Raw genomic sequence first — 25,765 nt, 5'->3', positions numbered from 1 at the left:
CATTTCGAGCAATGCTTTAACGGGGCGGAAGCTGCGCCAGGCGGTCGAGAATATCGAGCACGACCATGCGCGGTGGCCGCTCGTCGGTTTCCACCACCAAGTCGGCGATTTCCCGATAAAGCGGATCACGGATCGCCAGCAGATCGCGCAAGGTTTTCTCCGGATTGGCGGTGCGCAGCAACGGCCGGTTGCGATCGCGAGAGGTACGACCGACCTGCTGCTCGACGGAGGCGTGCAGATACACCACCCGCCCGCCCTCGTGCAGGGCCTTGCGGTTGGCATCGCGCATCACCGCGCCGCCGCCAGTCGCCAGCACTACGCCGTCGAACGCGCACAGTTCGGCAATCATCGCCTGCTCACGGTCACGAAAGCCGGGCTCGCCTTCCTTGTCGAAGATCCACGGAATATTGGCGCCCGTACGCAGTTCAATTTCCTTGTCGGAATCCTTGAACGGCAGGCGCAGCTCTTTGGCCAGTAATCGGCCGATGGTGCTTTTTCCAGCCCCCATCGGTCCTACAAGAATCAAATTTCGCACAGAATCAACGACTCACAGCAATCGCCTGGTTATTCATGATACGCGGAGTGAGAAATACCAGCAGCTCGGATTTTTTCTCCGAAACCACATCACGCCGGAAAAGGCGGCCAAGATACGGCACATCGCCAAGAAATGGCACCTTATCTACAACCTTGCTTTGAGTATTTGAGAACACGCCCCCAATCACGATGGTCTCGCCGTCGTTCACCAGCACCTTGGCATTGACCTCGTTTTTCTTGATCGGCGGTACATCCTGCACTTTGTTCAGGTAGTCCGGTTCGTCCTTGGTGACCTTGACCTCCATGATGATGCGGTTGTCCGGGGTGATCTGCGGCGTCACTTCCAGCGACAGCGACGCCTCCTTGAAGGACACCGACGTAGCGCCGCTGGAGCTGGCTTCCTGGTACGGAATCTCGGTGCCCTTGAGGATCTTCGCGGTTTCCTTGTCGGAGGTGACCACCTTGGGCTGCGAGACGATTTCGCCGTTGCCGGTCTTCTCCATCGCGGTCAGTTCAAGGTCGAGCAAGACGTTGTCGGTGATGAACGCGATGCCGATCCCGGAGGTATTGTTGACCGTGCCCATGTCGACGAACGGCGAGTTGGTACTGGTGCTGCCCGGCGTGCCGATGGTGGTCGAGGAACCGTTACTGACCCCGGAAGTGTTCCAGTTGCCCTTGTTCTGGATCGAGCCGCCCCAGCGCACGCCCAGACTCTTGTCGTAATCGACGTTGGCCTCGACGATCCGCGCCTCGATCATCACCTGACGCACCGGAATATCCAGCTGCGCCACGATCCGCCGCAGTTCGTCGAGGCGATCCTGGGTCTGGTAGGCAATGATGTTGTTGGTGCGCTCATCGACGGTGATCGAACCCCGTTCGTCGACCTTGGCCTCGGCGCTGGTGACCGACTGGAACAGCTTGGCGATGTCCGCGGCCTTGGCGTAGTTCACCTGCAACAGCTCACGACGCAGCGGCGCCAGTTCGGCGATCTGTTTCTGCGATTCCAGTTCCTGCCGCTCACGCGCAGCGATTTCATCGGCCGGCGCCACCAGCAACACGTTGCCGACCTTGCGCTTGTCCAGGCCTTTGGTCTTGAGCACCAGATCCAGCGCCTGATCCCACGGCACGTTCTGCAGGCGCAAGGTAATGCCGCCCTGCACGGTATCGCTGGCCACCAGATTGAGGTTGGTGAAGTCGGCGATCAGTTGCAGCACCGAACGCACATCGATGTCCTGAAAGTTGAGCGAGAGCTTTTCGCCGTTATAGCTGTTGCGGTCGGCGTTGCGTTTTTGCAGGTCATCGACGGTCAACGGCCGGATGCTGACGGTCAGCTTGTTGTCGGTCTGGTAAGTGGAATAGTCGAAAGTACCGCTGGGTTCGACGGTGATCGTCGCCCGATCACCGCTGACCCCGGCATTGACGAACTGCACCGGGGTGGCGAAGTCCTTGACGTCGAGGCGCACTCGTAGCGGTTCCGGCAATTGGGTACGGGCGAAATTGAGGATGATCTTGCCGTCGTGCTCCTGGATGTCCGGGGCGATAGCCGGGTCGGACAAGTCGATGACCACGTTGCCCTCGCCCGCCGTACCACGCTGGAAATCCACGCCGCGAATGGCTCTGGCGGTCGGCGTAAACGTGCGGACCGGCGCTGCCGCAGGTGCTGCGCGCGGTGCACGAGCGGCTGTACGTGGGGCAGCGGCTTTGCTGCCCTGCCCGACCACCACGAACACCGTATTGCCCTCGACCCGGGTGTCGTACGGCGCCAGTTGCGTCAGGCTGATGATCAGCCGCGTCCGGTTATTGGCCTCGACCACCGTGGCCGTACGGGCATTGCCACTGCCCAGGTCACGGGTCTTGCTTGCCAGCTGACTGGCGACACCCGGCAGATCGAGGGCAATCCGTGCCGGCGAGTCGGTGGTGTAGCCCTTGGGCTGCGGGGGCGGGCCGTCGAACGACAGCTTCAGCTCGACCCGGTCGCCCGGCAGTGCCGCAACGTCCAGCGCCTTCAGATTGGCTGCCTGTACCATCGGCGAAAGCAGCGCTATCCATAGCGAAAAACCGAGGGTGGAGAAAATCCTGTTCATTGTTCGACTTCCACTTATGAATGCTCTTTCAAAGGAATGGTGCGCGGCCGCTCAAGCCAGGCGCCCTGGCCATCGGGAACGATTTCCACCACTTCGACCTGTGAAGCGCTGATGGCGACGATGCGCCCGTCGTTGCGCCCCAGATAGTCGCCGACCTTGAGCCGATGGACCCCGCCCGCGCCTCGCAGCAGGGCGAAGGAACCGGAGGCGTTGGCAATCGTGCCGACCATTTCAAACTGCTCGATGTTGAAACCTTCGAGGTATTGCTTGACCCGGTTGGGATCGGGTTTCACGTCGCGCGAGCCGTGTTTCTGTCCGGCCAGATCGACCCGCAACTGGCGTGAAAACGGACTGCGCAGGTTGGCGGCGCTGTAGGTGAATGTCGGGAAGGAGCGGAAGGTCGGGGTCGGCTCGATCTTCCCCGGCGGACGCAGGCGCACTTCATTCATGTAGGCGTCGAGGTCGCTGAAGTCATCGCCACCACAGCCACCGAGCACCAATAACAATGCCGACAAAGCAATAAAACGGATCGGGCTCATTTCTGCAGCCCCTTGTCGTTATAGCGGTAGGTCTTGGCGAGGATGCTCATGCGCAGCTTCGGCCCGCCTTCAGGATTGGCTGGCGCCAGCTCGAAATCGTGCAGGGTGACGATCCGTGGCAGCCCGGCCACGCCACTGACGAAGGTCGCGAGGTCGTGATAGGCCCCGGTCACGGTGATCTGGATGGGCAGCTCGATGTAGAACTGCTGGGTAACCTCAGGCAGCAGTTTGATCTCTTCGAACTCAAGGCCACTGCCCAGTCCGGTGCGGGTGATGTCTTCCAGCAACCCCGGCACTTCGGTGTCACTGGGCAGTTGTCGCAACAGCACGCCGAACGAGTTTTCCATCTCTTTCATCTGCTGGGTGTACAGCTCCAGATTGGCCGCCATGCGCGCCTTGCTCGCGAACTGCTCCTTGAGGGTGATTTCCTCCTCACGTTTGAGTTCGAGCTGGTTCTCCAGGTCACTGATGAAAAAGTTATAGCCAAGCGCCAGGACCAGCACCATCAACAGCCCGCCGGCCAGGGTTTTGACTACAGGCGGCCAGGAGCCAATGTTGCTGGTGTCCAGGTCGTTGAAATCGACATTGCGCAGGCTGTCCAGCCACTCGGACGGCTTCATTGGTCGTCCTCCTCGAGCCGGGGTCGAGTCTGGCGAACGGTCAGTTGGAAGACGTTGGCCTGATCCACCTGGCCAGCGGTGGTGGCTTTCACTTCATTGAGGTTGGGCGCATCGAACCAGTCGGAGGCGTCGAGATTGCGCATCAGGTCGGACACTCGATTGTTCGATTCCGCCGCGCCGCTGATCGACAGGGTCTTGCCGACCATTTTCACGTCGGTGAAATACACCCCGTCAGGCAAGGTGCGCGCCAGCTGATCGAAGATCCGCCCGCTGATCTGCCGGTTGCCCTGCAAGTCCTGGATGATGCGCATGCGCTCCACCAGTTGCTGGCGATGGGCCTTGAGGTCGCTGATCTGCTTGATCCTCTCGTCGACCACGGAGATCTGCTTGCCGATGTAGTCATTGCGCGCAACCTGCCGAGCAATGGCGCCGCTGATGATCTGATCAGCGATGAGCACCGCCCCCACCGAACCGACCACCACACCGATCAAGACCAGCAGGAAGCGTTTGCGCCGCTCCTCGCGTCGCTCCTCGCGCCAGGGTAAAAGGTTGATCCGCGCCATCAGTCGAAACTCCTGAGCGCGAGCCCGCAGGCAATCATCAGGGCCGGCGCATCGCTCGCCAAAGCCCCGGCGTTGACCTTGCTGCTCAAGGCCATGTCGGAAAACGGGTTGGCGACCTGGGTCGGGGTGTTCAAACGTTCTTCGATCAGCCGGTCGAGCCCGGGCACCGATGCCGTGCCGCCGGCCAGCAGAATGTGGTCGACGGCGTTGTACTGGCCGGAGGCAAAAAAGAACTGCAGGGAGCGTGACACCTGCTGCACCAGCGCCTCGCGAAATGGTTGCAATACCTCGCTGACGTAATCGTCCGGCAGGCCGCCTTGTTTCTTGGCGAGCCCCGCCTGCTCTAAGGTCAGGCCATAACGGCGCTGGATTTCCTCGGTCAACTGCCGACCGCCGAACAGCTGTTCACGGGTGTAGATGATCCGGCCATTGTGCAGGACGCTTAGCGTGGTCATGGTGGCGCCGATGTCGACCACGGCCACCGTCAGCCGATCCTGGGACGCAGCCAGTTGCGTGGCCAGCAGGCCGAACGAGCGCTCCAGCGCATACGCCTCTACATCTACCACCCGCGCGGTCAGCCCGGCGAGAGCGAGCGCCGCTTCGCGGACTTCGACGTTTTCCTTGCGACAGGCGGCCAGCAGTACGTTGACCCGCTCGGGGTTGCGCGGCGAAACGCCTTGAACTTCGAAGTCGATGGCGACCTCGTCCAGCGGGTAGGGAATGTATTGATCGGCCTCGATCTTGAGCTGGTTTTCCAGTTCATCGTCGGACAGCCCGGCGTCCATCTCGATGACCTTGGTGATCACCGCCGAGCCGGCCACCGCCACCGCCACGGTTTTCAACCCGGTACGCGCCTTGACCAGCACCCGGGACAGGGCCTGGCCGACGCCCTCGAGTTCGGCGATGTTCTTTTCGACCACGGCACTCGCCGGCAACGGCTCCACCGCATACGCCTCGACCCGGTAGCGTTCACCCTGACGGCTCAGCTCCAGCAGCTTCACCGACGTGGAGCTGATGTCGATCCCCAGTAACGTATTGGCCTTTTTATTGAAGAGTCCTAGCACTACCAATTCCCTATGACTTTCCGTGAGTTACGGACTCTGTAATGCGCATTGCGTTCCCTCGCCCCGTCTTGACAGAAGCGCAAATGACGCCCCCTGCGGAAAAGTGCTTATAATGCCCAGCGATTTTTTCCGCCTTTTACTGCCGGCGCGGGTCGTTCTGTGTGTTACCCGGAACCCTGTCGCCCAATTCATTCTTTGCCGTGGATGTCCAAAAGCCTTGATTCGTCTGCTGAAATTTTTCGGTTGGTCCATCGTCGCCGTTTTCTGCGGACTGCTTTTAGGTCTCAGCGGCGCGTTTCTTTACCTTAGTCCGGGTTTGCCATCTGTGGAGGCGCTGAGAAGCATTCAGTTGCAGATTCCCCTGCGGGTGTACAGCAGCGACAACAAGTTGATCGCAGAATTTGGCGAAATGCGCCGCACACCGATCCGTTTCGCCGACATTCCCCCCAATTTCATCAATGCGTTACTAAGTGCTGAAGACGACAACTTCGCCAATCACTATGGCGTCGATCCGAGCAGCCTGATGCGTGCCGCGACCCAACTGGTCAAGAGCGGGCACATCCAGTCCGGCGGCAGCACCATCACCATGCAGGTGGCGAAGAACTTCTTCCTGACCAGCGAACGCAGCTTCTCGCGCAAGACCACTGAAATCCTTCTGGCGCTGCAGATCGAACGCCAGCTGACCAAGGACGAGATCCTTGAGCTGTACGTGAACAAGATCTATCTGGGCAACCGCGCCTACGGCATCGAGGCGGCGGCGCAGGTGTATTACGGCAAGTCGATCCGCGAAGTCAGCCTGGCACAGATGGCGATGATCGCCGGCCTGCCGAAAGCCCCGTCGCGCTTCAACCCGCTGGCCAACCCGGCGCGCAGCAAGGAGCGTCGCGACTGGATCCTCGGCCGCATGTACAAGCTCGGCAAGATCACCGAAGCCGACTACACCGCCGCGATCAACGAACCGCTGAACGCCAGTTATCACGTGCCGACCCCGGAAGTGAACGCGCCGTACATCGCCGAGATGGCTCGCGCGGAAATGGTCGGCCGCTACGGCAGCGACGCCTATACCGAAGGTTTCCGCGTCACCACCACGGTGCCGAGCAACCTCCAGGAGATGGCCAACACCGCGCTGCACGAAGGCCTGATGACCTACGATCAGCGTCACGGCTACCGTGGCCCCGAGTCGCGCCTGCCGGGCAAGACCCGCGAAGCCTGGGCCACTGAACTGACCAAGCAGCGCACCATCAGCAGCCTCGAGCCGGCCATCGTCACCCAGGTCGACAAGAACGGCCTGCAAGTGCTGACCCGCACCGGCGAAGAGCACGTGGCGTGGGACACCATGAAATGGGCGCGACCGTTCCTCAATACCAACAGCATGGGTGCCGCGCCGCGCCAGCCGTCGGATGTGGCACAGATCGGCGATCTGATTCGCGTGCAGCGCCAGCCGAACAATTCGCTGAAGTTCAGCCAGATTCCACAGGCGCAGGGCGCACTGGTGTCGCTGGATCCACAGAACGGCGCGATCCGTTCGCTGGTCGGCGGCTTCGCCTTCGAGCAGAGCAACTACAACCGTGCGATGCAGGCCAAGCGTCAGCCGGGTTCGAGCTTCAAGCCGTTCGTCTACAGCGCCGCACTGGATAACGGCTACACCGCCGCCAGCCTGGTCAACGACGCGCCGATCGTGTTCGTCGACGAGTACCTGGACAAGGTCTGGCGTCCGAAGAACGACACCAACACCTTCCTCGGCCCGATCCGTCTGCGTGAGGCGCTGTACAAGTCGCGCAACCTGGTTTCGATCCGCCTGCTGCAGGCGATGGGCGTGGGCAAGACCATCGATTACATCACCCGCTTCGGCTTCAACAAGCAGGACCTGCCGCCAAACCTGTCCCTGGCGCTGGGCACCGCGACCCTGACGCCGATGGAAATTGCCACCGGCTGGAGCACCTTCGCCAACGGCGGCTACAAGATCACCCCGTACATCATCGACAAGATCGAAAGCCGCAACGGCGATACGCTGTTCGTCGCCAACCCGCCGACCGTACCGCAGGGCGGCGCGGCCACCGATGGCATCGCGGCCCCCGCTACCGAATCGTTTACCGTCAATGCAGCGCCGGTTCCGGGTGAAGCGCCGGGCAACGCCGCCGTGCCGCAAGCACCGGCAGTTGCCGAGCGCATCGTCGATGGCCGTACTACTTACATCCTCAACAGCATGTTGCAGGACGTGATCAAGCTCGGCACCGGTCGTCGTGCACTGGCCCTGGGCCGCAGCGACATCGCCGGCAAGACCGGTACCACCAACGAATCCAAGGATGCGTGGTTCTCCGGTTACAACGCCGACTACGTGACCACCGTGTGGACCGGTTTCGACCAGCCGGAAAGCCTCGGTCGCCGTGAGTTCGGCGGTACCGTGGCACTGCCGATCTGGATGAACTACATGGCCGCCGCGCTCAAGGACAAGCCACCGCATGTCCAGCCGGAGCCGGAAGGCATTCTCAGCCTGCGGGTGGATCCGGTCAGCGGTCGCGCGGCATCGCCGAGCACACCGGGCGCGTACTTCGAGCTGTTCAAGGCCGAAGACACGCCACCGTCGGTCAACGAGATCGGCAATGGCACCGTACCGGGCAGCCCGCTGCCGGCGGATGAACAGGCGCCGATCGATTTGTTCTGATCCGCAACTGCCAAAAAGCCCCGCCTTCGTGAGAAGTGCGGGGCTTTTTGTTTTCTGTCGTACTGAGAATGGCGTTTCACATCAAAGGCCGCCCTCACCCTAGCCCTCTCCCAGGGGGAGAGGGTTAGGGTGAGGGCCGCCCTTGAAGCCGGAACGCATTTTCACGACCAAAAAAAAACCCCGCTTAAAAAGCGGGGCTCTTCATGAAGCGCTACAACGACTTAGCCGTTGAACACGTCATCCACGCTTTTCAGCGGGTAGTTCTTCGGATACGGCAGGGTCGCCACACCGGTCTCGATCGCAGCCTTGGCCACGGCGTCGGAGATCACGGTGATCAGGCGCTTGTCCATTGGCTTCGGAATGATGTACTCACGACCGAATTCCAGGGAGATACCGCCGTAGGCGTCGCACACTTCCTGAGGCACCGGCAGCTTGGCCAGTTCGCGCAGGGCGTTGGCGGCAGCGATCTTCATTTCTTCGTTGATGCGCTTGGCGCGAACGTCCAGGGCACCACGGAAGATGAACGGGAAGCCCAGTACGTTGTTGACCTGGTTCGGGTAGTCCGAACGGCCGGTGGCCATGATCACGTCGTTACGGGTGGCGTGAGCCAGTTCCGGGGAGATTTCCGGATCCGGGTTGGAGCAGGCGAAAACGATCGGGTTGGCCGCCATGCGCTTGAGTTGCTCGGCGCTCAGCAGGTTCGGGCCCGACAGGCCGACGAATACGTCAGCGCCTTCGATGGCGTCGTCCAGGGTGCGCTTCTCGGTAGGGTGAGCGAACACAGCCTTGTACTGGTTCAGGTCGTCACGGCCAGCGTGGATCACGCCAGTACGGTCAACCATGAAGATGTTCTCGACCTTGGCGCCCATGCTCACCAGCAATTTCATGCAGGAGATGGCGGCTGCGCCAGCGCCCAGGCAGACGATCTTGGCGTCGGCCAGGGTTTTGCCAGCGATTTCCAGGGCGTTGATCATGCCCGCAGCGGTCACGATCGCGGTGCCGTGCTGGTCATCGTGGAATACCGGAATGTCGCACTGCTCGATCAGAGCGCGTTCGATCTCAAAGCACTCAGGCGCCTTGATGTCTTCCAGGTTGATGCCACCGAAGGTGATGGAAATGCGTTTTACGGTGTCGATGAAGGCTTGCGGGCTTTCGGAGTCGACTTCGATGTCGAAGACATCGATGCCGGCGAAGCGCTTGAACAGCACGCCTTTACCTTCCATCACAGGCTTGGAAGCCAGTGGGCCGAGGTTACCCAGGCCCAGAATCGCGGTGCCATCGGAAATGACTGCAACCAGGTTGCCCTTGCCGGTGTACTTGTAGGCCAGTTCAGGATCGCGGGCGATCTCGCGCACTGGTTCAGCTACGCCGGGGCTGTAGGCCAGCGACAGGTCGCGGGCGGTAGCAGTGGCCTTGGTGAGCTCGACACTCAGCTTTCCTGGACGAGGATTGGCATGATATTCGAGAGCGGCAGTTTTCAGATCAGACATTTTGGCATTCCGCTTTTTACTGTTGGACAGACTGGTCAGCGAGGATACGCGCCTCGCAAAGTCCCCACAAGACTGCCCGGTCACCCCTGTCAAGCGCCCTGCCCTACGACTTTGGGCCAAGAGCCACGGCGCACAAGGGTTAGACTGTTCACAATCGACAGAAAAAATGTCTACAATTTTTTCTTCAGCGGGACGACTGGAGCATCGAAGGATCGGTCAACGGCAACAGCCAGCGCGCCTGACCTGATTTCAATCCACCACGCCGGGAACGGTCGACCACCCAGCCACGGGCCTCGATCTGCCTGCCCTTCAACGCCTGCAGAGCGGCGCTATCGAAGCGTTCCAGCAGATTGGGTGCAACGCGCAGTACAAGCTTGTCCTGCAACTCGATCCAGATTCCACCGCGATTGCGCTGAACCTTGCTCACACGACCGCTGACCAGCGCGAAACCCGAGCGCTCGATCTGCTCCGCTTTCAGTACAGGTGAACGCTTCCACAGGCCAAGCCCGGCCTGTCGCGCGCGGCGTTCGGCAGCTTGCTGGCAATCGACCAGATCGACATTCGGCGCCACCGCGACCTGGAAACCGAGACCATCGGCGAGCATCTGCGCTTCGAGGTTCTCACCCCTGGCGCTGAAAACATGGGCCAGGGTCCGGCCGTAATGGTCTTTGGACTGGGCGCCAAGGCGCAGGCCGACCCGCCCGTCGCTCTCGGCGACCAGGGCTTCGAGGCGCTTGCGTGCAGCCACCGCAAACGGCTCGTCGCTGCGACCCTGCTTGCCGAGCTCGGGCGTATTGAGGCCGATCATCCGCACATTGCGCCCGTCGCTCAGGCGCAGGGTGTCGCCGTCGACCACCCGCTGCACCGTGGCGTTGTCCAGCCCTACAGGTGCCGGGCAGAAGGCCTGGGCGGCGGAGAGCCAAATCGCGGACACAAAAAAGGCGCCCGCAAGGGACGCCTTTTTCATCAGTCTGGAGAAGCCGATATGACTTTCCAAAATGATCAGCCTCAGGCTTTTTTGCCGACGCCGAAAGTAGCGAAACGGTCTGCGAACTTCTGCACACGGCCGCCGGTGTCCAGAGTCTTCTGCTTACCGGTGTAGAACGGGTGGCATTCGTTGCAAACGTCGATCGCCAGGGCTTTGCCGAAGGTCGAACGAGTTTCGAACTTGTTACCGCAGGAGCAGGTAACAGCGATTTCTGGGTAATTCGGGTGAATTTCGGCTTTCATGGTGTCTTCCTCAGGCTAGCGTGCCGCCACCCAACACTATTGTTGAATACCGCACGTAATTAGGCCGCGGATTCTACCAGACAATGTCAATCGCGCAAGCTGTCACTGAGACCGACCGTCTGCTAGGCTCCCGGCCCAAACATCATCCCCGCTGCCTGTTAGCTTCTTATCGAGATCCCGCGTGCCCGACGCCATTCTGCGCCTCGCCCTGCCTTCGCCCCTGCGCCGCCTGTTCGACTATCGGGCCCCGGCCGGCGTGCTGCGTTCGCAGTTGCAACCGGGCATGCGCCTGCGGGTACCGTTCGGCCGGCGGGAGATGATCGGGATTCTGGTGGAAGTCACCGACACCAGCGAAGTGCCGGTGGAAAAGCTCAAACCGGCGCTGGCGCTGCTAGACGCTACCGCCCCACTGCCGCCAGCGCTGTTCAAGCTGTGCCTGTGGACGGCTCAGTATTATCAGCACAGCCTCGGCGACACCCTGAGCTGGGCGCTGCCGGTGCTGTTGCGCCAGGGCGAACTGGCCGAAGCCCGTCAGGAACGGTTCTGGTCGGCGGCTCCCGGCGCCAGCCTCGATGACCCGCGCATCGCCCGCGCCCCGCGCCAGCGTGAAGCCCTCGCGACTTTGGCCCAGCACCCTCACGGCGTCGCCCATCAGTTGCTGAGCAAACTGATGCTGAGCAAGGACAGCCTCGACCTGTTGCTGGCCAAGGATCTGGTGCAGGTCGAAGTGCGCCGCCACGCCCCCGGCGCGCGCCATGAGCACTGGCTGGCCCAGCCGGAGCTGCCGCTCAACAACGAACAGCGCGCTGCGTATGAGGCGATTCGCGCCGGGTTCGACAGTTATCACGCGTTCCTGCTGGCCGGGGTCACCGGCAGCGGCAAGACCGAAGTCTATTTGCAACTGATCCGCGAAACCCTTGAGGCCGGTAAGCAGGCGCTGGTGCTGATCCCGGAAATCAACCTCGGCCCGCAGACCCTCGCCCGCTTCGAGCAACGCTTCAACGCCCGCATCGCCTTGCTGCACTCGGCGGTCAACGATCGTGATCGTCTGGACGCGTGGCTCGCCGCCCGTGACGGCGAGGCCGACATTATTATCGGCACCCGCTCGGCGCTGTTCACCCCGATGAAAAATCCGGGGCTGATCATCATCGACGAAGAACACGATGGCTCCTATAAACAGCAGGAAGGTCTGCGCTACCACGCACGGGACCTGGCGCTGGTGCGGGCGCGACAGGAAAACATCCCGATCGTGCTCGGCTCCGCGACGCCATCCCTGGAAAGCCTGCACAACGCCTACACCGGCCGTTACGGACTCCTGCGCCTGAACGAACGGGCCGGAGGCGCCAAGCAGCCACGTTTCCTGCGCCTGGATGTGAAAAGTCGTCCCCTGGACAGCGGCATTTCCGGGCCGATGCAGCAAGCCATCGGCCAGACCCTCGCCGCCGGCCAGCAGGTATTGGTGTTCCTCAACCGCCGGGGTTTTGCCCCGACGCTGCTGTGCCACGATTGTGGCTGGATGTCCGAATGCCAGCGCTGCGATGCGCGAATGACCGTGCACCAGCGCTACGGCGAGCTGCGCTGCCACCACTGCGGTTACGTGGAACGTGTGCCGCGCCAGTGCCCGAAGTGCAACAAGGTCGATCTGCGCCCGGTGGGCGCCGGCACCGAGCGGGCTGAGGAACGGCTGGCAATTCTGTTCCCGGACTATCCGGTGTTGCGCGTCGACCGTGACAGCACGTCGCGCAAGGATGCGATGAACCAGTTGTTCGCCACGATCCAGAAAGGCCAGCCGTGCATTCTGGTCGGCACCCAGATGTTGGCCAAGGGGCACCACTTCCCCCGGGTGACGCTGGTGTCGATCCTCGATGCCGACGGTGGGCTGTTCTCCGGCGACTTCCGCGCCAGCGAGCGCATGGCGCAGCTGATCGTGCAGGTTGCCGGCCGTGCCGGGCGGGCGGAAGAACCGGGCAAGGTGATCATCCAGACCCACCTCGCCGACCATCCTTTATTGGTGCAACTGACCGAGCAGGGTTACTTCGCCTTCGCCGAACAGGCGCTGAGCGAACGCCGCGCCGCCGGCCTGCCGCCGTTCGCCCATCTCGCCCTGCTGCGCGCCGAAGCCCACAAGCCGGGGCAGGCCGAAGGTTTTCTCGATGAGGCATGCAGCGAGGCCGAGCGCTTGCTGGCCGAACAGAACCTGAGCGGCATCGAATTGCTGGGGCCGGTGCCGGCACCGATGGAACGTCGGGCCGGACGCTTCCGCGCGCAGCTGCTGTTGCAGGCCACGGCCCGGGCGCCGCTGCACCGATTGCTGGCGAGCTGGCTGCTGGTGCTGGAGCAGATGCCAAGCGGCCGGGCGGTGCGCTGGTCGCTGGATGTCGATCCCGTCGATTTGTATTGATTGATCGATCGCTATCGCTGGCAAGCCAGCTCCCACAGGGAAATGTATTCAAGGGTGGGCGAGCCTGCTCGCGAAAGCAGTCTATTTGTCACCACACATCCACATCCTGCCTGCTAAGGTTGGCAAGCCCGTCTTCGCAACGGATAATGCCCAGTTTTTCCACCCGCGCATCGATGCGCCGCCGCGCTTGCGGTCGAAAGAGAAGACCATGAAAGACACCATTCGCCAGCTGATCCAACAAGCCCTCACCCAACTCGTCAACGAAGGTGTGTTGCCTGAAGGCCTGACGCCGGCGATCCAGGTGGAAAACGCCCGGGACAAGACCCACGGCGACTTTGCCAGCAACATCGCGATGATGCTGGCCAAGCCTGCGGGCATGAAGCCGCGCGATCTGGCGGAAAAAATCATCGCCGCCCTGCCGGCTGACGAAAACGTCACCAAGGCCGAAATCGCCGGCCCCGGCTTCATCAACTTCTTCCAGAACACTCAAGCACTGGCCTCGCGCCTCGACGCCGCCCTGGCCGACGATCACATTGGCGTGCGCAAGGCCGGCCCGGCACAACGCACCGTGGTCGACCTGTCGGCACCGAACCTGGCCAAAGAGATGCACGTCGGCCATCTGCGCTCGACCATCATCGGCGATGGCGTGGCGCGGGTACTCGAATTCCTCGGCGACACCGTGATCCGTCAGAACCACGTCGGCGACTGGGGTACCCAGTTCGGCATGCTGATGGCCTACCTGCAGGAAAATCCGATCACCAGCGACGAGCTGTCGGACCTGGAAAACTTCTACCGCGCCGCCAAGCAACGCTTCGACGAATCTCCGGAATTCGCCGACCGCGCCCGTGGTCTGGTGGTCAAGTTGCAGGCCGGCGACGCTGAATGCCTGGCGCTGTGGACCAGGTTCAAGGACATCTCGCTGTCGCACTGCCAGAAGATCTACGAACTGCTCAACGTCAAACTGACCATGGCCGACGTAATGGGCGAAAGCGCCTACAACGACGACCTGATCAACGTGGTCAACGACCTGAAGGCCGCCGGCATGCTGGTCGAAAGCAACGGCGCACAGTGCGTGTTCCTCGACGAATTCAAGAACGCCGAAGGCGAGCCGCTGCCGGTGATCATCGTCAAGGCCGACGGCGGCTACCTGTACGCCACCACCGACCTGGCGGCTGTGCGCTACCGCAGCGGCAAATTGAAGGCCGACCGCGCGCTGTACTTCGTCGACCAGCGTCAGGCCCTGCACTTCCAGCAAGTGTTCGCCGTGGCGCGCAAGGCCGGTTTCGTGACCCATCCGATGGAAATGGAGCACATGGGGTTCGGCACCATGAACGGCGCCGACGGCCGTCCGTTCAAGACCCGTGACGGCGGCACCGTGAAGCTGATCGATCTTCTGACCGAAGCGCAGGAACGTGCCTACGCATTGGTAAAAGAGAAAAACCCGACACTGGCCGACGACGAACTGCGCAGCATCGCCAAGGTTGTGGGCATCGGCGCGGTGAAATACGCCGACCTTTCGAAGCACCGCACCAGCGACTACAGCTTCAACTTCGACCAGATGCTCAACCTCGAAGGCAACACCGCCCCGTACCTGCTGTACGCCTACACTCGCGTGGCCGGGGTGTTCCGCAAGCTTGACAAGGATTACAGCGAAGTCGATGGCCAGATCGTCCTCGAAGCGCCGCAGGAACACGATCTGGCAGCCAAACTGGCGCAGTTCGGTGAAGTGCTGAACAACGTTGCGGAAAAGGGCACGCCACACACCCTGTGCACCTACCTGTACGAGGTCGCCGGCCTGTTCTCCAGCTTCTACGAGAACTGCCCGATCCTCACCGCCGACACTCCGGCACAAATGCAAAGCCGCCTGCGCCTTGCCGCGCTGACCGGCCGTACCCTCAAGCAAGGCCTGGAACTGCTCGGCCTGGAAACCCTGGAGCGCATGTAAGTTGGCTGCCAAGAAAAAACCTGCACCCAAGCGTGGCGCCAGCCGTTACCAGGCTCCAGCGAAGCAGCCGATTCCGGGCTGGCTGTGGATGGCCATCGGCCTGACGGTCGGCGCGTTCATCGTGTTCCTGATGAAGCTGGAGCCGGGCAAGGGCAGCGACACGGTCAAGCGCGAGAAGGTCGAGCAACAGCAACAACAGAAAGCCAGCAAGATCGCCGAGGCCAACAAGACCCCGCCGAGCCCGACGCAACCGGTGAAGCCGAAGTACGACTTCTACACCCTGCTGCCGGAATCGGAAGTGATCGTGCCGCCGGACGCGGTGCCGGAGAAAACCCTGCCGACGCCACAAGTGCCGGCAATCCCGACCACGCCGGTGACCCCGGCGGAAGCGGCGAAGATCGACACGGCGCGCGCGCAGGCTGCACTGGCCGGGATCACCCCGCCGCCAGCGCCGCCGGTGACCAAGGCTGCACCGGTGACCAAGTTCTTCCTCCAGGCCGGCTCGTTCCGCAAAGAGACGGATGCCGACAAGGTGCGCGCGCAGATCATTCTGCTCGGCCAGGCGGTCGCGGTTGAGTCCGGGACGGTCAAGGATGAAACCTGGTATCGCGTACTGGTAGGCCCGTTCAGCAACCGCGAACAGCTGACCACCGCCCAGAAACAACTGGCGGGCGCGGGCTTCAGCAACCTGCTGTTACAACAACGCCAGAGCCGCTGATCCTCCTCACCGATCGTTCCCACGCTCTGCGTGGGAATGCCTCAATGGACGCTCCGCGTCACTGCGGCAAGGGCCGCGGAGCGTCCCGGGCTGCATTCCCATGCAGAGCGTGGGAACGATCATGTCGTTCTGCGTGGGAACGACCCCGCGCAAACCACCGCTCGTCCCCTCTCCCGCCCCGCAGTTGAAATCCTCTCCACCACCCCCATATGAATGGGCATAAGGCATTTTCGCCCCGCAGTGTGGAGACTCTTCCCTTGACCACCATCGTTTCAGTCCGCCGCCACGGCAAAGTCGTCATGGGCGGCGACGGCCAGGTTTCTCTCGGCAACACCGTGATGAAAGGCAACGCGAAGAAAGTTCGTCGCCTGTACCACGGCGAAGTCATCGCCGGTTTCGCCGGTGCCACCGCCGACGCCTTCACCCTGTTCGAACGCTTCGAAGGCCAGCTCGAAAAACACCAGGGCCACCTGATCCGCGCCGCCGTCGAACTCGCCAAAGAATGGCGCACCGACCGCTCCCTGAGCCGCCTCGAAGCGATGCTCGCGGTCGCCAACAAGGACGCCTCGCTGATCATCACCGGCAACGGTGACGTGGTCGAACCCGAAGACGGCCTGATCGCCATGGGTTCCGGTGGTGCCTATGCGCAAGCCGCCGCCAGCGCCCTGCTGAAGAAGACCGATCTGTCGGCCCGCGAAATCGTCGAGACCGCTCTCGGCATCGCCGGCGACATCTGTGTATTCACCAACCACACCCAGACCATTGAGGAGCAGGATCTCGCTGAATAAGCCTGACGCGGCCCCAGTGCCACGGCTTGTTTCTGCTTGAGGACCGTCAATTATTATGTCCATGACTCCCCGCGAAATCGTCCACGAACTCAACCGCCACATCATCGGCCAGGACGATGCCAAGCGCGCCGTCGCGATTGCTCTGCGCAACCGCTGGCGCCGCATGCAGCTGCCTGAAGAGCTGCGCGTTGAAGTGACCCCGAAGAACATTCTGATGATCGGCCCGACCGGCGTCGGTAAAACCGAGATCGCCCGTCGCCTGGCCAAACTGGCCAACGCGCCGTTCATCAAGGTCGAAGCGACCAAGTTCACCGAAGTCGGCTACGTCGGCCGTGACGTCGAATCGATCATCCGTGATCTGGCCGATGCTGCGATCAAGATGCTGCGCGAGCAGGAAATGACCCGCGTTCGCCACCGCGCCGAAGACGCCGCCGAGGACCGAATCCTCGACGCCCTGCTGCCACCGGCACGCATGGGCTTCAGCAATGAAGAAGCGCCGACCCAGGATTCCAACACTCGCCAACTGTTCCGCAAGCGCCTGCGCGAAGGTCAGCTGGACGACAAGGAAATCGAGATCGAAGTCGCCGAAATGGCCGGCATCGAGATCGCCACGCCTCCGGGCATGGAAGAAATGACCAACCAGTTGCAGAACCTGTTCGCCAACATGGGCAAGGGCAAGAAGAAGGCCCGCAAGCTCAAGGTCAAGGAAGCGCTGAAACTGGTACGCGACGAAGAAGCCGGTCGCCTGGTCAACGAAGAAGAGTTGAAGGCCAAGGCTCTGGAAGCCGTCGAGCAGCACGGCATCGTGTTCATCGACGAAATCGACAAGGTCGCCAAGCGCGGCAATGTCGGCGGCGCCGATGTGTCCCGCGAGGGCGTGCAACGTGACCTGCTGCCGCTGATCGAAGGCTGCACCGTCAACACCAAGCTGGGCATGGTCAAGACCGACCACATCCTGTTCATCGCCTCCGGTGCGTTCCACCTGAGCAAGCCGAGCGATCTGGTGCCGGAGCTGCAAGGCCGTCTGCCGATCCGTGTGGAACTCAAGGCCCTGAGCCCGCAGGACTTCGAACGCATCCTCAGCGAACCGCACGCCTCGCTCACCGAGCAATACTGCGCGCTGCTGAAAACCGAAGGCCTGAACATCCAGTTCCAGCCGGAAGGCATCAAGCGTCTGGCGGAGATCGCCTGGCAGGTCAACGAGAAGACCGAGAACATCGGTGCCCGTCGCCTGCACACGCTGCTCGAGCGTCTGCTGGAAGAGGTGTCGTTCAGTGCCGGCGACCTGGCCAGCGCTCACGACGACAAGGCGATCGAGATCGACGCCGAATACGTCAACAGCCACCTGGGCGAATTGGCGCAGAACGAAGACCTGTCCCGTTATATTCTGTAGAGCTGCCAGCTCCGAGCTACAAGCGGCAAGCTGAGTTAAGCTTGCCGCTTGTAGCTTGCAGCTAAAGGCTTTTTTCTATGCTTCCCACCGACATCAAACTGCACAAAGCCTCGAAAACCCTGTCGCTCAAATACGCGTCCGGCGAGGAATACACCCTGCCCGCCGAATTCCTGCGCGTGCACTCCCCCTCCGCCGAGGTCCAGGGCCACGGCAAACCGATCCTGCAATTCGGCAAGCTGCACGTCGGCCTGACCAAAGTAGAACCGGCCGGTCAGTACGCACTGAAACTGACCTTCGACGACGGTCACGACAGCGGCCTGTTCACCTGGGATTACCTGTACGAGCTAGGGCGACGTCATGACGCACTCTGGGCCGATTATCTGGCCGAACTCAAAGCCGCCGGCAAAACCCGCGACCCGGACCAGTCCGTCGTCAAGCTGATGCTCTAGTCCGCGCCTCGGACTGTTTAGAGGGCATTTTCTAGATTCATCTGTTTGAATGCTCCGCTAAAGCGGCCCGGGATCGGCTGCTTGCGAAAAAAATCAATCTCGGGTAACCAATGGAACTGGCAAGTTCCCTGCAGTGCTCTACGACTGTAAAGCAGCTATGCAGAATCAACGGTCACCCGAGCAGTAGTACCTGGCATTGGCTGTGGAACTGCACAGCAGAAAACCGGGTACTCGTCTCAGGACAATGGAGCGTCGTAGATGAGTAACAAGAATAACGATGATTTGAAGTACCAGGCCTCGGAGAACACCCTGGGGCTGAATCCTGTCGTTGGGCTACGCGGAAAGGATCTGCTGGCCTCTGCTCGAATGGTGCTGACCCAGGCCATCAAACAACCTATCCATAGTGTCAAACACGTCACCCAGTTCGGCCTTGAACTGAAGAACGTGCTGTTCGGCAAATCAGATCTGCAACCGGCGGGCGATGACCGTCGCTTCGTCGATCCGGCGTGGAGTCAGAACCCGCTGTACAAACGTTATCTGCAAACCTATCTGGCGTGGCGCAAGGAACTCCACGCCTGGATCGACGACAGCAGCCTCTCGCCCAAGGACATCGCGCGCGGCCACTTCGTGATCAACCTGATGACCGAGGCCATGGCGCCGACCAACACCGCGGCCAACCCGGCGGCGGTCAAACGTTTCTTCGAGACCGGCGGCAAGAGCCTGCTCGATGGCCTCTCGCATCTGGCCAAGGATCTGGTGCACAACGGCGGCATGCCGAGCCAGGTCAACATGGGTGCGTTCGAGGTCGGCAAGAGCCTGGGTGTGACCGAAGGTGCGGTGGTGTTTCGCAACGACGTGCTGGAGCTGATCCAGTACAAGCCGATCACCGAACAAGTGCACGAGCGCCCGCTGCTGGTGGTGCCGCCGCAGATCAACAAGTTTTACGTATTCGATTTGAGCCCGGACAAGAGCCTGGCGCGCTTCTGCCTGCGCAACAATGTGCAGACCTTCATCGTCAGCTGGCGCAACCCGACCAAGGAACAGCGCGAGTGGGGCCTTTCCACCTACATCGAGGCCCTGAAGGAAGCGGTCGATGTGGTCACCGCGATCACCGGCAGCAAGGACGTCAACATGCTCGGCGCCTGCTCCGGCGGCATCACCTGCACCGCCCTGCTCGGCCACTACGCGGCGATCGGCGAGAACAAGGTCAACGCCCTGACCCTGCTGGTCAGCGTGCTCGATACAACGCTGGACAGCGACGTCGCGCTGTTCGTCGACGAGCAGACCCTGGAGACCGCCAAGCGCCATTCGTACCAGGCCGGCGTGCTCGAAGGCAAAGACATGGCCAAGGTCTTCGCCTGGATGCGCCCCAACGACCTGATCTGGAACTATTGGGTCAACAATTACCTGCTCGGCAACGAACCGCCGGTGTTCGACATCCTGTTCTGGAACAACGATACGACTCGACTGCCGGCCGCGTTCCACGGCGACCTGATCGAGATGTTCAAAAACAACCCACTGATCCGCCCCAATGCACTGGAAGTGTGCGGCACGCCGATCGACCTCAAGCAGGTGACCGCCGACATTTTCTCGCTGGCGGGCACCAACGACCACATCACGCCGTGGAAGTCCTGCTACAAGTCGGCGCAGCTGTTTGGTGGCAAGGTCGAATTCGTGCTGTCCAGCAGCGGGCATATCCAGAGCATTCTGAACCCGCCGGGCAACCCGAAATCGCGCTACATGACCAGCGACGAAATGACCGCCAATGCCGATGACTGGCAGGAAAACTCGACCAAGCATGCCGACTCCTGGTGGCTGTACTGGCAGGCGTGGCAGGCGGCCCGTTCGGGCGAATTGAAGAAAGCACCAACGAAACTGGGCAACAAGGCGTATCCGGCAGGCGAAGCTTCACCGGGCACTTACGTTCACGAGCGGTAACCGACACACCTCACTCCCTTTCGGGAGTGAGGTGAACACTGAGATTGCGACCCACAGGGCCTTGAAGCATGCCGCACCCGTTCATCTTTCGAACCGTCGAGCTGGATGGCCAGACCATCCGCACGGCGGTCCGCCCCGGCAAGCCTCACTTGACGCCCTTGCTGATATTCAACGGCATCGGCGCCAACCTGGAGCTGGTGTTTCCTTTTGTCGCGGCGCTGGATCCGGACCTGGAAGTGATCGCCTTCGACGTGCCCGGTGTCGGTGGCTCTTCGACGCCGAGCCGGCCGTATCGCTTTCCGGGGCTGGCGAAGCTCACCGCACGGATGCTCGATTACCTCGACTACGGACAGGTCAACGTGATCGGCGTGTCCTGGGGTGGCGCGCTGGCGCAGCAGTTTGCCTACGACTATCCCGAGCGCTGCAAGAAGCTGGTGCTGGCAGCGACCGCTGCCGGTGCAGTGATGGTGCCGGGCAAGCCGAAGGTGCTGTGGATGATGGCCAGCCCACGGCGCTACATCCAGCCGTCCCATGTGATCCGCATCGCCCCGATGATCTACGGCGGCTCGTTCCGCCGCGACCCGACACTCGCCGCCAGCCATGCGGCCAAGGTGCGTTCGGCGGGCAAACTCGGCTACTACTGGCAACTGTTCGCGGGCCTGGGCTGGACCAGCATTCACTGGCTGCACAAGATCCACCAGCCGACGCTGGTGCTGGCCGGTGATGACGATCCGCTGATCCCGCTGATCAACATGCGCATGCTCGCCTGGCGAATCCCCAACGCGCAGCTGCACATCATTGACGACGGGCATCTGTTCCTGATTACCCGGGCCGAGGCGGTGGCGCCGATCATCATGAAATTCCTCCAGGAGGAACGTCAGCGTGCGGTGATGCATCCGCACCCGACACCGCTGGGCGGATAACCGTCCCGGCACGGACTTCTGGACAGCGTTTTGCAACGCGTCTGGACAGGTGCGTGGCAGGGAGCCACGCAGGCAACAACCCGCAACAGCGTCTATGGTGTTCTGGTTCGGTGTGTTTGTTTTTGGCCTGAAGACGAAGGAGTGTTGAGTCATGCGTGACAAACCAGCGACGGGCGTCGTGCCCAGCCCCGCCGTGTTCATCAATGCACAGAGTGCCATGACCGGTCTGCGCGGCCGGGACCTGATCTCGACCTTGCGCAACGTCGCGGCCCACGGGCTGCGCAATCCGATCCACAGTGCAAAACACGCCTTGAAGCTGGGAGGCGCGCTCGGACGCGTGCTGCTCGGCGAAACCCTGCACCCGACCAATCCGCAGGACAGCCGCTTCGCCGATCCGGCGTGGAGCCTGAACCCGTTCTACCGGCGCAGCCTGCAGGCTTATCTGGCCTGGCAGAAACAGGTCAAGAGCTGGATCGACGAGAGCAGCATGAGCGACGACGACCGCGCCCGCGCGCACTTCGCCTTCACCCTGCTCAACGACGCCGTGGCGCCCTCCAACACCCTGCTCAATCCGCTGGCGGTGAAGGAGCTGTTCAACTCCGGCGGCCACAGTCTGGTGCGCGGTCTCAGCCATCTGTTCGATGATCTGCTGCACAACGACGGCCTGCCACGCCAGGTGACCAAACAGGCTTTCGAAGTCGGCAAGACCGTCGCCACCACCACAGGGTCAGTGGTGTTTCGCAACGAAATGCTCGAGCTGATCCAGTACCGGCCGATGAGCGAAAAACAGTATTCGAAACCGCTGCTGGTGGTGCCGCCGCAAATCAACAAGTACTACATTTTCGACCTCAGCCCGAGCAACAGCTTCGTCCAGTTCGCCCTGAAGAACGGTTTACAGACCTTCATGATCAGCTGGCGCAACCCGGATGTGCGGCATCGCGAATGGGGCCTGTCGACCTACGTCGAAGCCGTGGAAGAAGCGATGAACATCTGCCGGGCGATCACCGGCGCCCGCGAGGTCAACCTGATGGGCGCCTGCGCCGGCGGGCTGACCATCGCGGCGCTGCAAGGGCATCTGCAGGCCAAGCGGCAGTTGCGGCGCGTCTCCAGCGCCACCTATCTGGTGAGCCTGCTCGACAGTGAAATGAACACCCCGGCCACCCTGTTCGCCGATGAGCAAACGCTCGAAGCGGCCAAGCGGCGCTCCTATCAGAAAGGCGTGCTGGAGGGTCGCGACATGGCCAAGGTGTTCGCCTGGATGCGCCCCAACGATCTGATCTGGAGTTACTTCGTCAACAACTACCTGCTGGGCAAGGAGCCGCCGGCGTTCGATATCCTCTACTGGAACAACGACAGCACCCGCCTGCCCGCCGCGTTTCACGGCGACATTCTGGACTTCTTCAAGCACAACCCGTTGACCCATCCCGGTGGGCTGGAAGTGTGCGGCACGCCGATCGACCTGCAGAAGGTCACGGTCGACAGCTTCAGCGTGGCCGGCATGAACGACCACATCACGCCGTGGGACGCGGTGTATCGCTCGACGCTGTTGCTGGGCGGCGAGCGGCGCTTCGTGCTGTCCAACAGCGGCCACGTGCAGAGCATCCTCAACCCGCCAGGCAACCCGAAAGCCCATTACGTCGAGAACGGAAAGCTCAGCGGCGATCCGCGTGCCTGGTACTACGACGCCAAGAAAGTCGACGGCAGCTGGTGGCCGCAATGGCTGGAGTGGGTGCAGCAGCGCTCCGGCACCCTGCACGAAACCCAGATGACCCTCGGCAACGCCAATTACCCACCGATGGAAGCTGCACCGGGCACCTATGTGCGTGTGCGCTGACTGACTCAAGCCCTTTAAGAAGACTGGATGAAAACAAGCGAACGGATCCTCGAATGTGCCCTGCAGTTGTTCAACGAAAAGGGCGAGCCGAACGTCTCCACCATGGAGGTTGCCAATGAAATGGGGATCAGCCCCGGCAACCTCTACTACCACTTCCACGGCAAGGAGCCGCTGATTCTCGGACTGTTCGAGCGCTTCCAGAACGACCTCGCCCCGCTGCTCGACCCGCCCGCCGATGTCGAACTGGCGCCGGAGGATTACTGGCTGTTCCTGCACCTGATCGTCGAACGGCTGGCGCAGTACCGCTTCCTGTTCCAGGACCTGTCGAACCTGGCCGGCCGCCTGCCGAAACTGGCCAAGGGCATTCGCCAGTTCCTCAACGTGCTCAAGCGTACGCTGGCGTCGTTGCTGGCGCGGTTGAAGGCGTCGGGGCAGTTGGTCAGCGACACCCAGGCGCTGGGGCAACTGGTGGAGCAGATCACCATGACGCTGCTGTTCTCGCTGGACTATCAGCGGATTCTTGATCGCGAAGGGGAAGTGCGGCTGGTGGTGTACCAGATCATGATGCTGGTGGCGCCGCATCTGTTGCCGCCGGTGAAGGTGGCGACGGAGAGGATGGCTTTGCAGTATCTCGAAGATCACGAGTAATCCGACGGCTTTTACCCAAACAAAAACGCCCGACCTTCACAGGCCGGGCGTTTTCTTGAGCCCTGAAAAATCAGGACTGACTGGTTGGCGTCGACGGCGTCGATGCAGCAGTCGGAGCAGGCGCCGGGGTTGGAGCCGAGGCCGAGTTCGACGTGCTTGCCAGTGCTTGCGGTGTGGTCACCGGTTTTGGAGCAGCAGCTTTCGGCGCAGCGGCTTTCGGCGCGGCCGGTTTTTTCACTGCCGGTTTTTTCGCCGCAGCCGGTTTGGCGGCAGGCTTGGCAGCGGGTTTGGCGGCAGCGGTTTTCGCTGCTGGCTTGGCCGCCGGTTTGGCAGCTGGTTTTGCTGCCGTTTTTGCAGCTGGCTTGGCGGCGGCCTTGGCGGCAACCGGTTTGGCCGCGGCTTTCGCTGCAGGCTTGGCGGCAGCGGTTTTGGCTGCTGGTTTGGCAGCGGCTTTAGCCAGTGGCTTGGCAGCGGTTTTGGCCGCAGGCTTGGCTGCTGCGGTTTTGGCCGAGACAGGCTGGGCTTTCAGGCCGGTAAGTTTTTCGATCTGCCTGGTCAGGGTATCGACCTTCTTGTGCAGATCCTTCACCTCGTTGCGGCTCGGTACGCCCAGGCGCGAAATCGCACTGTTCAGGCGCTTGTCGAAAGCCCCCTCCAGCTGATCCCAGGTGCCCAGTGCGCGATCTTTCACGCCGCTGATGCGCGATTTTGCCGAGCTTGCAGAGTCCTTGGCAGCATCGACTTTCTTGCCGACTGCAGCCTTGGTGAGCTTCTCGGCTTTCTCGCCGTCTTTGACCAATGTATCGAAGAGCTTGCTGCCGTCAGTGTCGATCTTCGAGTACACGCCTAAACCAGCCAGCCAGATCTTGCGGGAATAGTCTTCGACTTTTCCGATCCACGAGCTGCCTTCTTTATCGGTGTTCTTTTTACCAGCCATCCCGTTCTCCTTAAGATTTACGCGCGACGCGTTCGAGCAATGCCGTCAGCTCATCGAGCTTAGCAGAGAGTGTCTCAACGTCATGTTTAGACGGAATGCCGATACGATTCAAGGCACTGGCGACACGTGTGTCGAACGCCTTCTCGACCTTGTCGAGCTGAACTTCGACCCGGCCTTTGAAGGAGCTGACTTCGCTCTTGGCTTCATCGATCTCGGCGTTGGCCGCTTCGAGTTTTTCGGTGACGGCTTTTTTGCCTTTCTTTTCAACAGTTTGACCAGCCTTGATCAACTCCTGAAAGTACTCGCTGCCCTCCTGACCGACCTTGGTGTAGGCACCCAGGCCTGCCAGCCAGATCTTGCGGGCATAGGATTTGACGTCGCTCAGAGCGGAAGTCGAAGCGTCGATTTTTTTCTTCAAAATGACTTTGGCCATGGTGCACCTCACGCGCAGAAGGTTTGAGGAACTGCCCTGACGAGTGTCGGGCTCAGGCACAAAGTAGGGAGAAAAATTAGAAACGGCACCCTAACAACTGACATAAAAGGCAGGTGCAGGAGAAAAAAACGGGGAGCCCGAAGCTCCCCGTTTTGTCCTGATCAGACCAGCGCTTTATCCAGCGCCTTTTCGATCTCGGCTTTGATCATGCCGCTCATGGCCGACATCATCAGGCCCAGTTCCACGTCGACCCGGATCGAATCCTCGGCCACATGCACGGCGCCCTTCACGCCCGAACGCTTGAGGTTCAGGACATCGCCCGACCACTGCGGCTCCAGGCCATATTGATCGGAGAGTTTCTGCGCCAGTTTGTCGGCTTTCTCGCGGGCCGCTTCCTTGCCCAGGCTGTGGGCACGCTCAACACTGATATGGGCCATTGAATGACTCCTGCTTTTTGAATGGGGCTATGAATGCCTGCAACGAATCTTGACCGCCACTGCGGCAAATCGTCCCGAAGGTTGCCCATCTTACCTTTAGCCATTCCAAGACAAAGCATGGCTTGGGGATTA

The 25,765-nt window shown here is 61.5% G+C and carries 23 protein-coding genes; 11 read left to right on the top strand and 12 right to left on the bottom strand.

Annotated features, from left to right (window positions below):
* Positions 1-16: 16 nt before the first annotated feature.
* The 6 genes from aroK to ACEN93_RS18930 are packed head-to-tail and all read right to left on the bottom strand — an operon-like array spanning position 17 to position 5,404.
* On the bottom strand, positions 17-535 hold the full coding sequence (gene aroK / locus ACEN93_RS18955) for a shikimate kinase AroK (protein WP_011332081.1): 519 nt from the start codon (positions 533-535) through the stop codon (positions 17-19).
* Positions 536-539: 4 nt separating this feature from the next.
* Complete coding sequence (locus ACEN93_RS18950; protein WP_039766429.1) at positions 540-2,618, bottom strand: type IV pilus secretin PilQ; 2,079 nt, start codon at positions 2,616-2,618, stop codon at positions 540-542.
* 14 nt (positions 2,619-2,632) lie between these two features.
* A complete protein-coding gene (locus ACEN93_RS18945; RefSeq protein ID WP_074689563.1) occupies positions 2,633-3,157 on the bottom strand; it encodes a pilus assembly protein PilP in 525 nt (174 codons plus the stop codon).
* Complete coding sequence (gene pilO, locus ACEN93_RS18940) at positions 3,154-3,777, bottom strand: type 4a pilus biogenesis protein PilO (protein ID WP_064382837.1); 624 nt, start codon at positions 3,775-3,777, stop codon at positions 3,154-3,156. Before pilO ends, ACEN93_RS18945 begins: the two co-directional genes overlap by 4 nt.
* Positions 3,774-4,340, bottom strand: coding sequence for a PilN domain-containing protein (locus ACEN93_RS18935; RefSeq protein ID WP_074689559.1), 567 nt, complete (start codon positions 4,338-4,340; stop codon positions 3,774-3,776). Before ACEN93_RS18935 ends, pilO begins: the two co-directional genes overlap by 4 nt.
* Positions 4,340-5,404 carry a pilus assembly protein PilM gene (locus ACEN93_RS18930; RefSeq protein ID WP_007952389.1) on the bottom strand — a complete coding sequence of 355 codons (1,065 nt, stop codon included), beginning with the start codon at positions 5,402-5,404 and terminating at the stop codon, positions 4,340-4,342. The genes ACEN93_RS18935 and ACEN93_RS18930 overlap by 1 nt, the downstream gene beginning before the upstream one ends.
* A gap of 220 nt (positions 5,405-5,624) precedes the next feature.
* On the opposite strand from ACEN93_RS18930, the gene ACEN93_RS18925 reads away from it, so the two are divergent.
* Complete coding sequence (locus ACEN93_RS18925) at positions 5,625-8,069, top strand: penicillin-binding protein 1A (protein ID WP_371855321.1); 2,445 nt, start codon at positions 5,625-5,627, stop codon at positions 8,067-8,069.
* Between the two features lie 221 nt (positions 8,070-8,290).
* Here ACEN93_RS18925 and ACEN93_RS18920 read toward each other — a convergent pair whose 3' ends face one another.
* The 3 genes from ACEN93_RS18920 to rpmE all read right to left on the bottom strand — a co-directional run bounded on the left by ACEN93_RS18920 (position 8,291) and on the right by rpmE (position 10,789).
* Complete coding sequence (locus tag ACEN93_RS18920; protein ID WP_007952395.1) at positions 8,291-9,559, bottom strand: malic enzyme-like NAD(P)-binding protein; 1,269 nt, start codon at positions 9,557-9,559, stop codon at positions 8,291-8,293.
* Positions 9,560-9,743: 184 nt separating this feature from the next.
* On the bottom strand, positions 9,744-10,526 hold the full coding sequence (locus tag ACEN93_RS18915; protein ID WP_495610368.1) for a thermonuclease family protein: 783 nt from the start codon (positions 10,524-10,526) through the stop codon (positions 9,744-9,746).
* Positions 10,527-10,567: 41 nt separating this feature from the next.
* Positions 10,568-10,789 carry a 50S ribosomal protein L31 gene (gene rpmE, locus ACEN93_RS18910; protein WP_039772434.1) on the bottom strand — a complete coding sequence of 74 codons (222 nt, stop codon included), beginning with the start codon at positions 10,787-10,789 and terminating at the stop codon, positions 10,568-10,570.
* A gap of 181 nt (positions 10,790-10,970) precedes the next feature.
* Here rpmE and ACEN93_RS18905 point away from each other — a divergent pair, with 181 nt between their 5' ends.
* From ACEN93_RS18905 to ACEN93_RS18860, 10 genes are all read left to right on the top strand, one after another.
* Positions 10,971-13,190, top strand: coding sequence for a primosomal protein N' (locus ACEN93_RS18905; protein WP_103386957.1), 2,220 nt, complete (start codon positions 10,971-10,973; stop codon positions 13,188-13,190).
* A gap of 208 nt (positions 13,191-13,398) precedes the next feature.
* Positions 13,399-15,135 carry an arginine--tRNA ligase gene (argS, locus tag ACEN93_RS18900; RefSeq protein ID WP_039772437.1) on the top strand — a complete coding sequence of 579 codons (1,737 nt, stop codon included), beginning with the start codon at positions 13,399-13,401 and terminating at the stop codon, positions 15,133-15,135.
* A gap of 1 nt (position 15,136) precedes the next feature.
* Complete coding sequence (locus ACEN93_RS18895) at positions 15,137-15,853, top strand: SPOR domain-containing protein (protein WP_039772438.1); 717 nt, start codon at positions 15,137-15,139, stop codon at positions 15,851-15,853.
* A 257-nt stretch (positions 15,854-16,110) separates the two neighbouring features.
* Positions 16,111-16,641 (top strand): ATP-dependent protease subunit HslV, encoded by a 531-nt coding sequence (hslV, locus tag ACEN93_RS18890; RefSeq protein WP_039772440.1) that lies wholly within the window; start codon positions 16,111-16,113, stop codon positions 16,639-16,641.
* 55 nt (positions 16,642-16,696) lie between these two features.
* Positions 16,697-18,034: an ATP-dependent protease ATPase subunit HslU gene (gene hslU / locus ACEN93_RS18885; protein WP_039772441.1), complete on the top strand. Its 1,338-nt coding sequence runs from the start codon at positions 16,697-16,699 to the stop codon at positions 18,032-18,034.
* A 77-nt stretch (positions 18,035-18,111) separates the two neighbouring features.
* Positions 18,112-18,483: a gamma-butyrobetaine hydroxylase family protein gene (locus ACEN93_RS18880; RefSeq protein ID WP_039772444.1), complete on the top strand. Its 372-nt coding sequence runs from the start codon at positions 18,112-18,114 to the stop codon at positions 18,481-18,483.
* Between the two features lie 258 nt (positions 18,484-18,741).
* On the top strand, positions 18,742-20,421 hold the full coding sequence (gene phaC / locus ACEN93_RS18875) for a class II poly(R)-hydroxyalkanoic acid synthase (RefSeq protein WP_039772445.1): 1,680 nt from the start codon (positions 18,742-18,744) through the stop codon (positions 20,419-20,421).
* Between the two features lie 68 nt (positions 20,422-20,489).
* Positions 20,490-21,344 (top strand): poly(3-hydroxyalkanoate) depolymerase, encoded by an 855-nt coding sequence (gene phaZ / locus ACEN93_RS18870; protein ID WP_007952412.1) that lies wholly within the window; start codon positions 20,490-20,492, stop codon positions 21,342-21,344.
* A 151-nt stretch (positions 21,345-21,495) separates the two neighbouring features.
* Positions 21,496-23,178 (top strand): class II poly(R)-hydroxyalkanoic acid synthase, encoded by a 1,683-nt coding sequence (phaC, locus tag ACEN93_RS18865; RefSeq protein ID WP_039772447.1) that lies wholly within the window; start codon positions 21,496-21,498, stop codon positions 23,176-23,178.
* 27 nt (positions 23,179-23,205) lie between these two features.
* The gene (locus ACEN93_RS18860) at positions 23,206-23,826 is read left to right on the top strand and encodes a TetR/AcrR family transcriptional regulator (protein ID WP_007952414.1); all 621 of its coding nucleotides are present in this window, start codon (positions 23,206-23,208) and stop codon (positions 23,824-23,826) included.
* 70 nt (positions 23,827-23,896) lie between these two features.
* Here the strand turns inward: ACEN93_RS18860 and ACEN93_RS18855 are convergent, their stop codons facing one another.
* From ACEN93_RS18855 to ACEN93_RS18845, 3 genes are all read right to left on the bottom strand, one after another.
* Positions 23,897-24,763: a phasin family protein gene (locus ACEN93_RS18855; RefSeq protein ID WP_039772449.1), complete on the bottom strand. Its 867-nt coding sequence runs from the start codon at positions 24,761-24,763 to the stop codon at positions 23,897-23,899.
* A gap of 10 nt (positions 24,764-24,773) precedes the next feature.
* On the bottom strand, positions 24,774-25,196 hold the full coding sequence (locus ACEN93_RS18850) for a phasin family protein (RefSeq protein ID WP_039772451.1): 423 nt from the start codon (positions 25,194-25,196) through the stop codon (positions 24,774-24,776).
* Between the two features lie 161 nt (positions 25,197-25,357).
* Positions 25,358-25,633 carry a polyhydroxyalkanoic acid system family protein gene (locus tag ACEN93_RS18845; RefSeq protein ID WP_007952417.1) on the bottom strand — a complete coding sequence of 92 codons (276 nt, stop codon included), beginning with the start codon at positions 25,631-25,633 and terminating at the stop codon, positions 25,358-25,360.
* Positions 25,634-25,765: the final 132 nt, after the last annotated feature.

It is taken from the genome of Pseudomonas sp. Pseusp21, assembly GCF_059492145.1.
This window is presented reverse-complemented; position numbering and strand designations above follow the sequence as displayed.

Bases quoted from the DNA above. Each gene is read 5' to 3' on its own strand.
- ACEN93_RS18950 (WP_039766429.1), bottom strand. From the start codon at position 2,618: ATGAACAGGATTTTCTCCACCCTCGGTTTTTCGCTATGGATAGCGCTG.
- ACEN93_RS18945 (WP_074689563.1), bottom strand. From the start codon at position 3,157: ATGAGCCCGATCCGTTTTATTGCTTTGTCGGCATTGTTATTGGTGCTC.
- pilO (WP_064382837.1), bottom strand. From the start codon at position 3,777: ATGAAGCCGTCCGAGTGGCTGGACAGCCTGCGCAATGTCGATTTCAAC.
- ACEN93_RS18935 (WP_074689559.1), bottom strand. From the start codon at position 4,340: ATGGCGCGGATCAACCTTTTACCCTGGCGCGAGGAGCGACGCGAGGAG.
- ACEN93_RS18920 (WP_007952395.1), bottom strand. From the start codon at position 9,559: ATGTCTGATCTGAAAACTGCCGCTCTCGAATATCATGCCAATCCTCGT.
- ACEN93_RS18915 (WP_495610368.1), bottom strand. From the start codon at position 10,526: ATGAAAAAGGCGTCCCTTGCGGGCGCCTTTTTTGTGTCCGCGATTTGG.
- rpmE (WP_039772434.1), bottom strand. From the start codon at position 10,789: ATGAAAGCCGAAATTCACCCGAATTACCCAGAAATCGCTGTTACCTGC.
- argS (WP_039772437.1), top strand. From the start codon at position 13,399: ATGAAAGACACCATTCGCCAGCTGATCCAACAAGCCCTCACCCAACTC.
- hslU (WP_039772441.1), top strand. From the start codon at position 16,697: ATGTCCATGACTCCCCGCGAAATCGTCCACGAACTCAACCGCCACATC.
- ACEN93_RS18880 (WP_039772444.1), top strand. From the start codon at position 18,112: ATGCTTCCCACCGACATCAAACTGCACAAAGCCTCGAAAACCCTGTCG.
- phaC (WP_039772445.1), top strand. From the start codon at position 18,742: ATGAGTAACAAGAATAACGATGATTTGAAGTACCAGGCCTCGGAGAAC.
- phaZ (WP_007952412.1), top strand. From the start codon at position 20,490: ATGCCGCACCCGTTCATCTTTCGAACCGTCGAGCTGGATGGCCAGACC.
- phaC (WP_039772447.1), top strand. From the start codon at position 21,496: ATGCGTGACAAACCAGCGACGGGCGTCGTGCCCAGCCCCGCCGTGTTC.
- ACEN93_RS18860 (WP_007952414.1), top strand. From the start codon at position 23,206: ATGAAAACAAGCGAACGGATCCTCGAATGTGCCCTGCAGTTGTTCAAC.
- ACEN93_RS18855 (WP_039772449.1), bottom strand. From the start codon at position 24,763: ATGGCTGGTAAAAAGAACACCGATAAAGAAGGCAGCTCGTGGATCGGA.
- ACEN93_RS18850 (WP_039772451.1), bottom strand. From the start codon at position 25,196: ATGGCCAAAGTCATTTTGAAGAAAAAAATCGACGCTTCGACTTCCGCT.
- ACEN93_RS18845 (WP_007952417.1), bottom strand. From the start codon at position 25,633: ATGGCCCATATCAGTGTTGAGCGTGCCCACAGCCTGGGCAAGGAAGCG.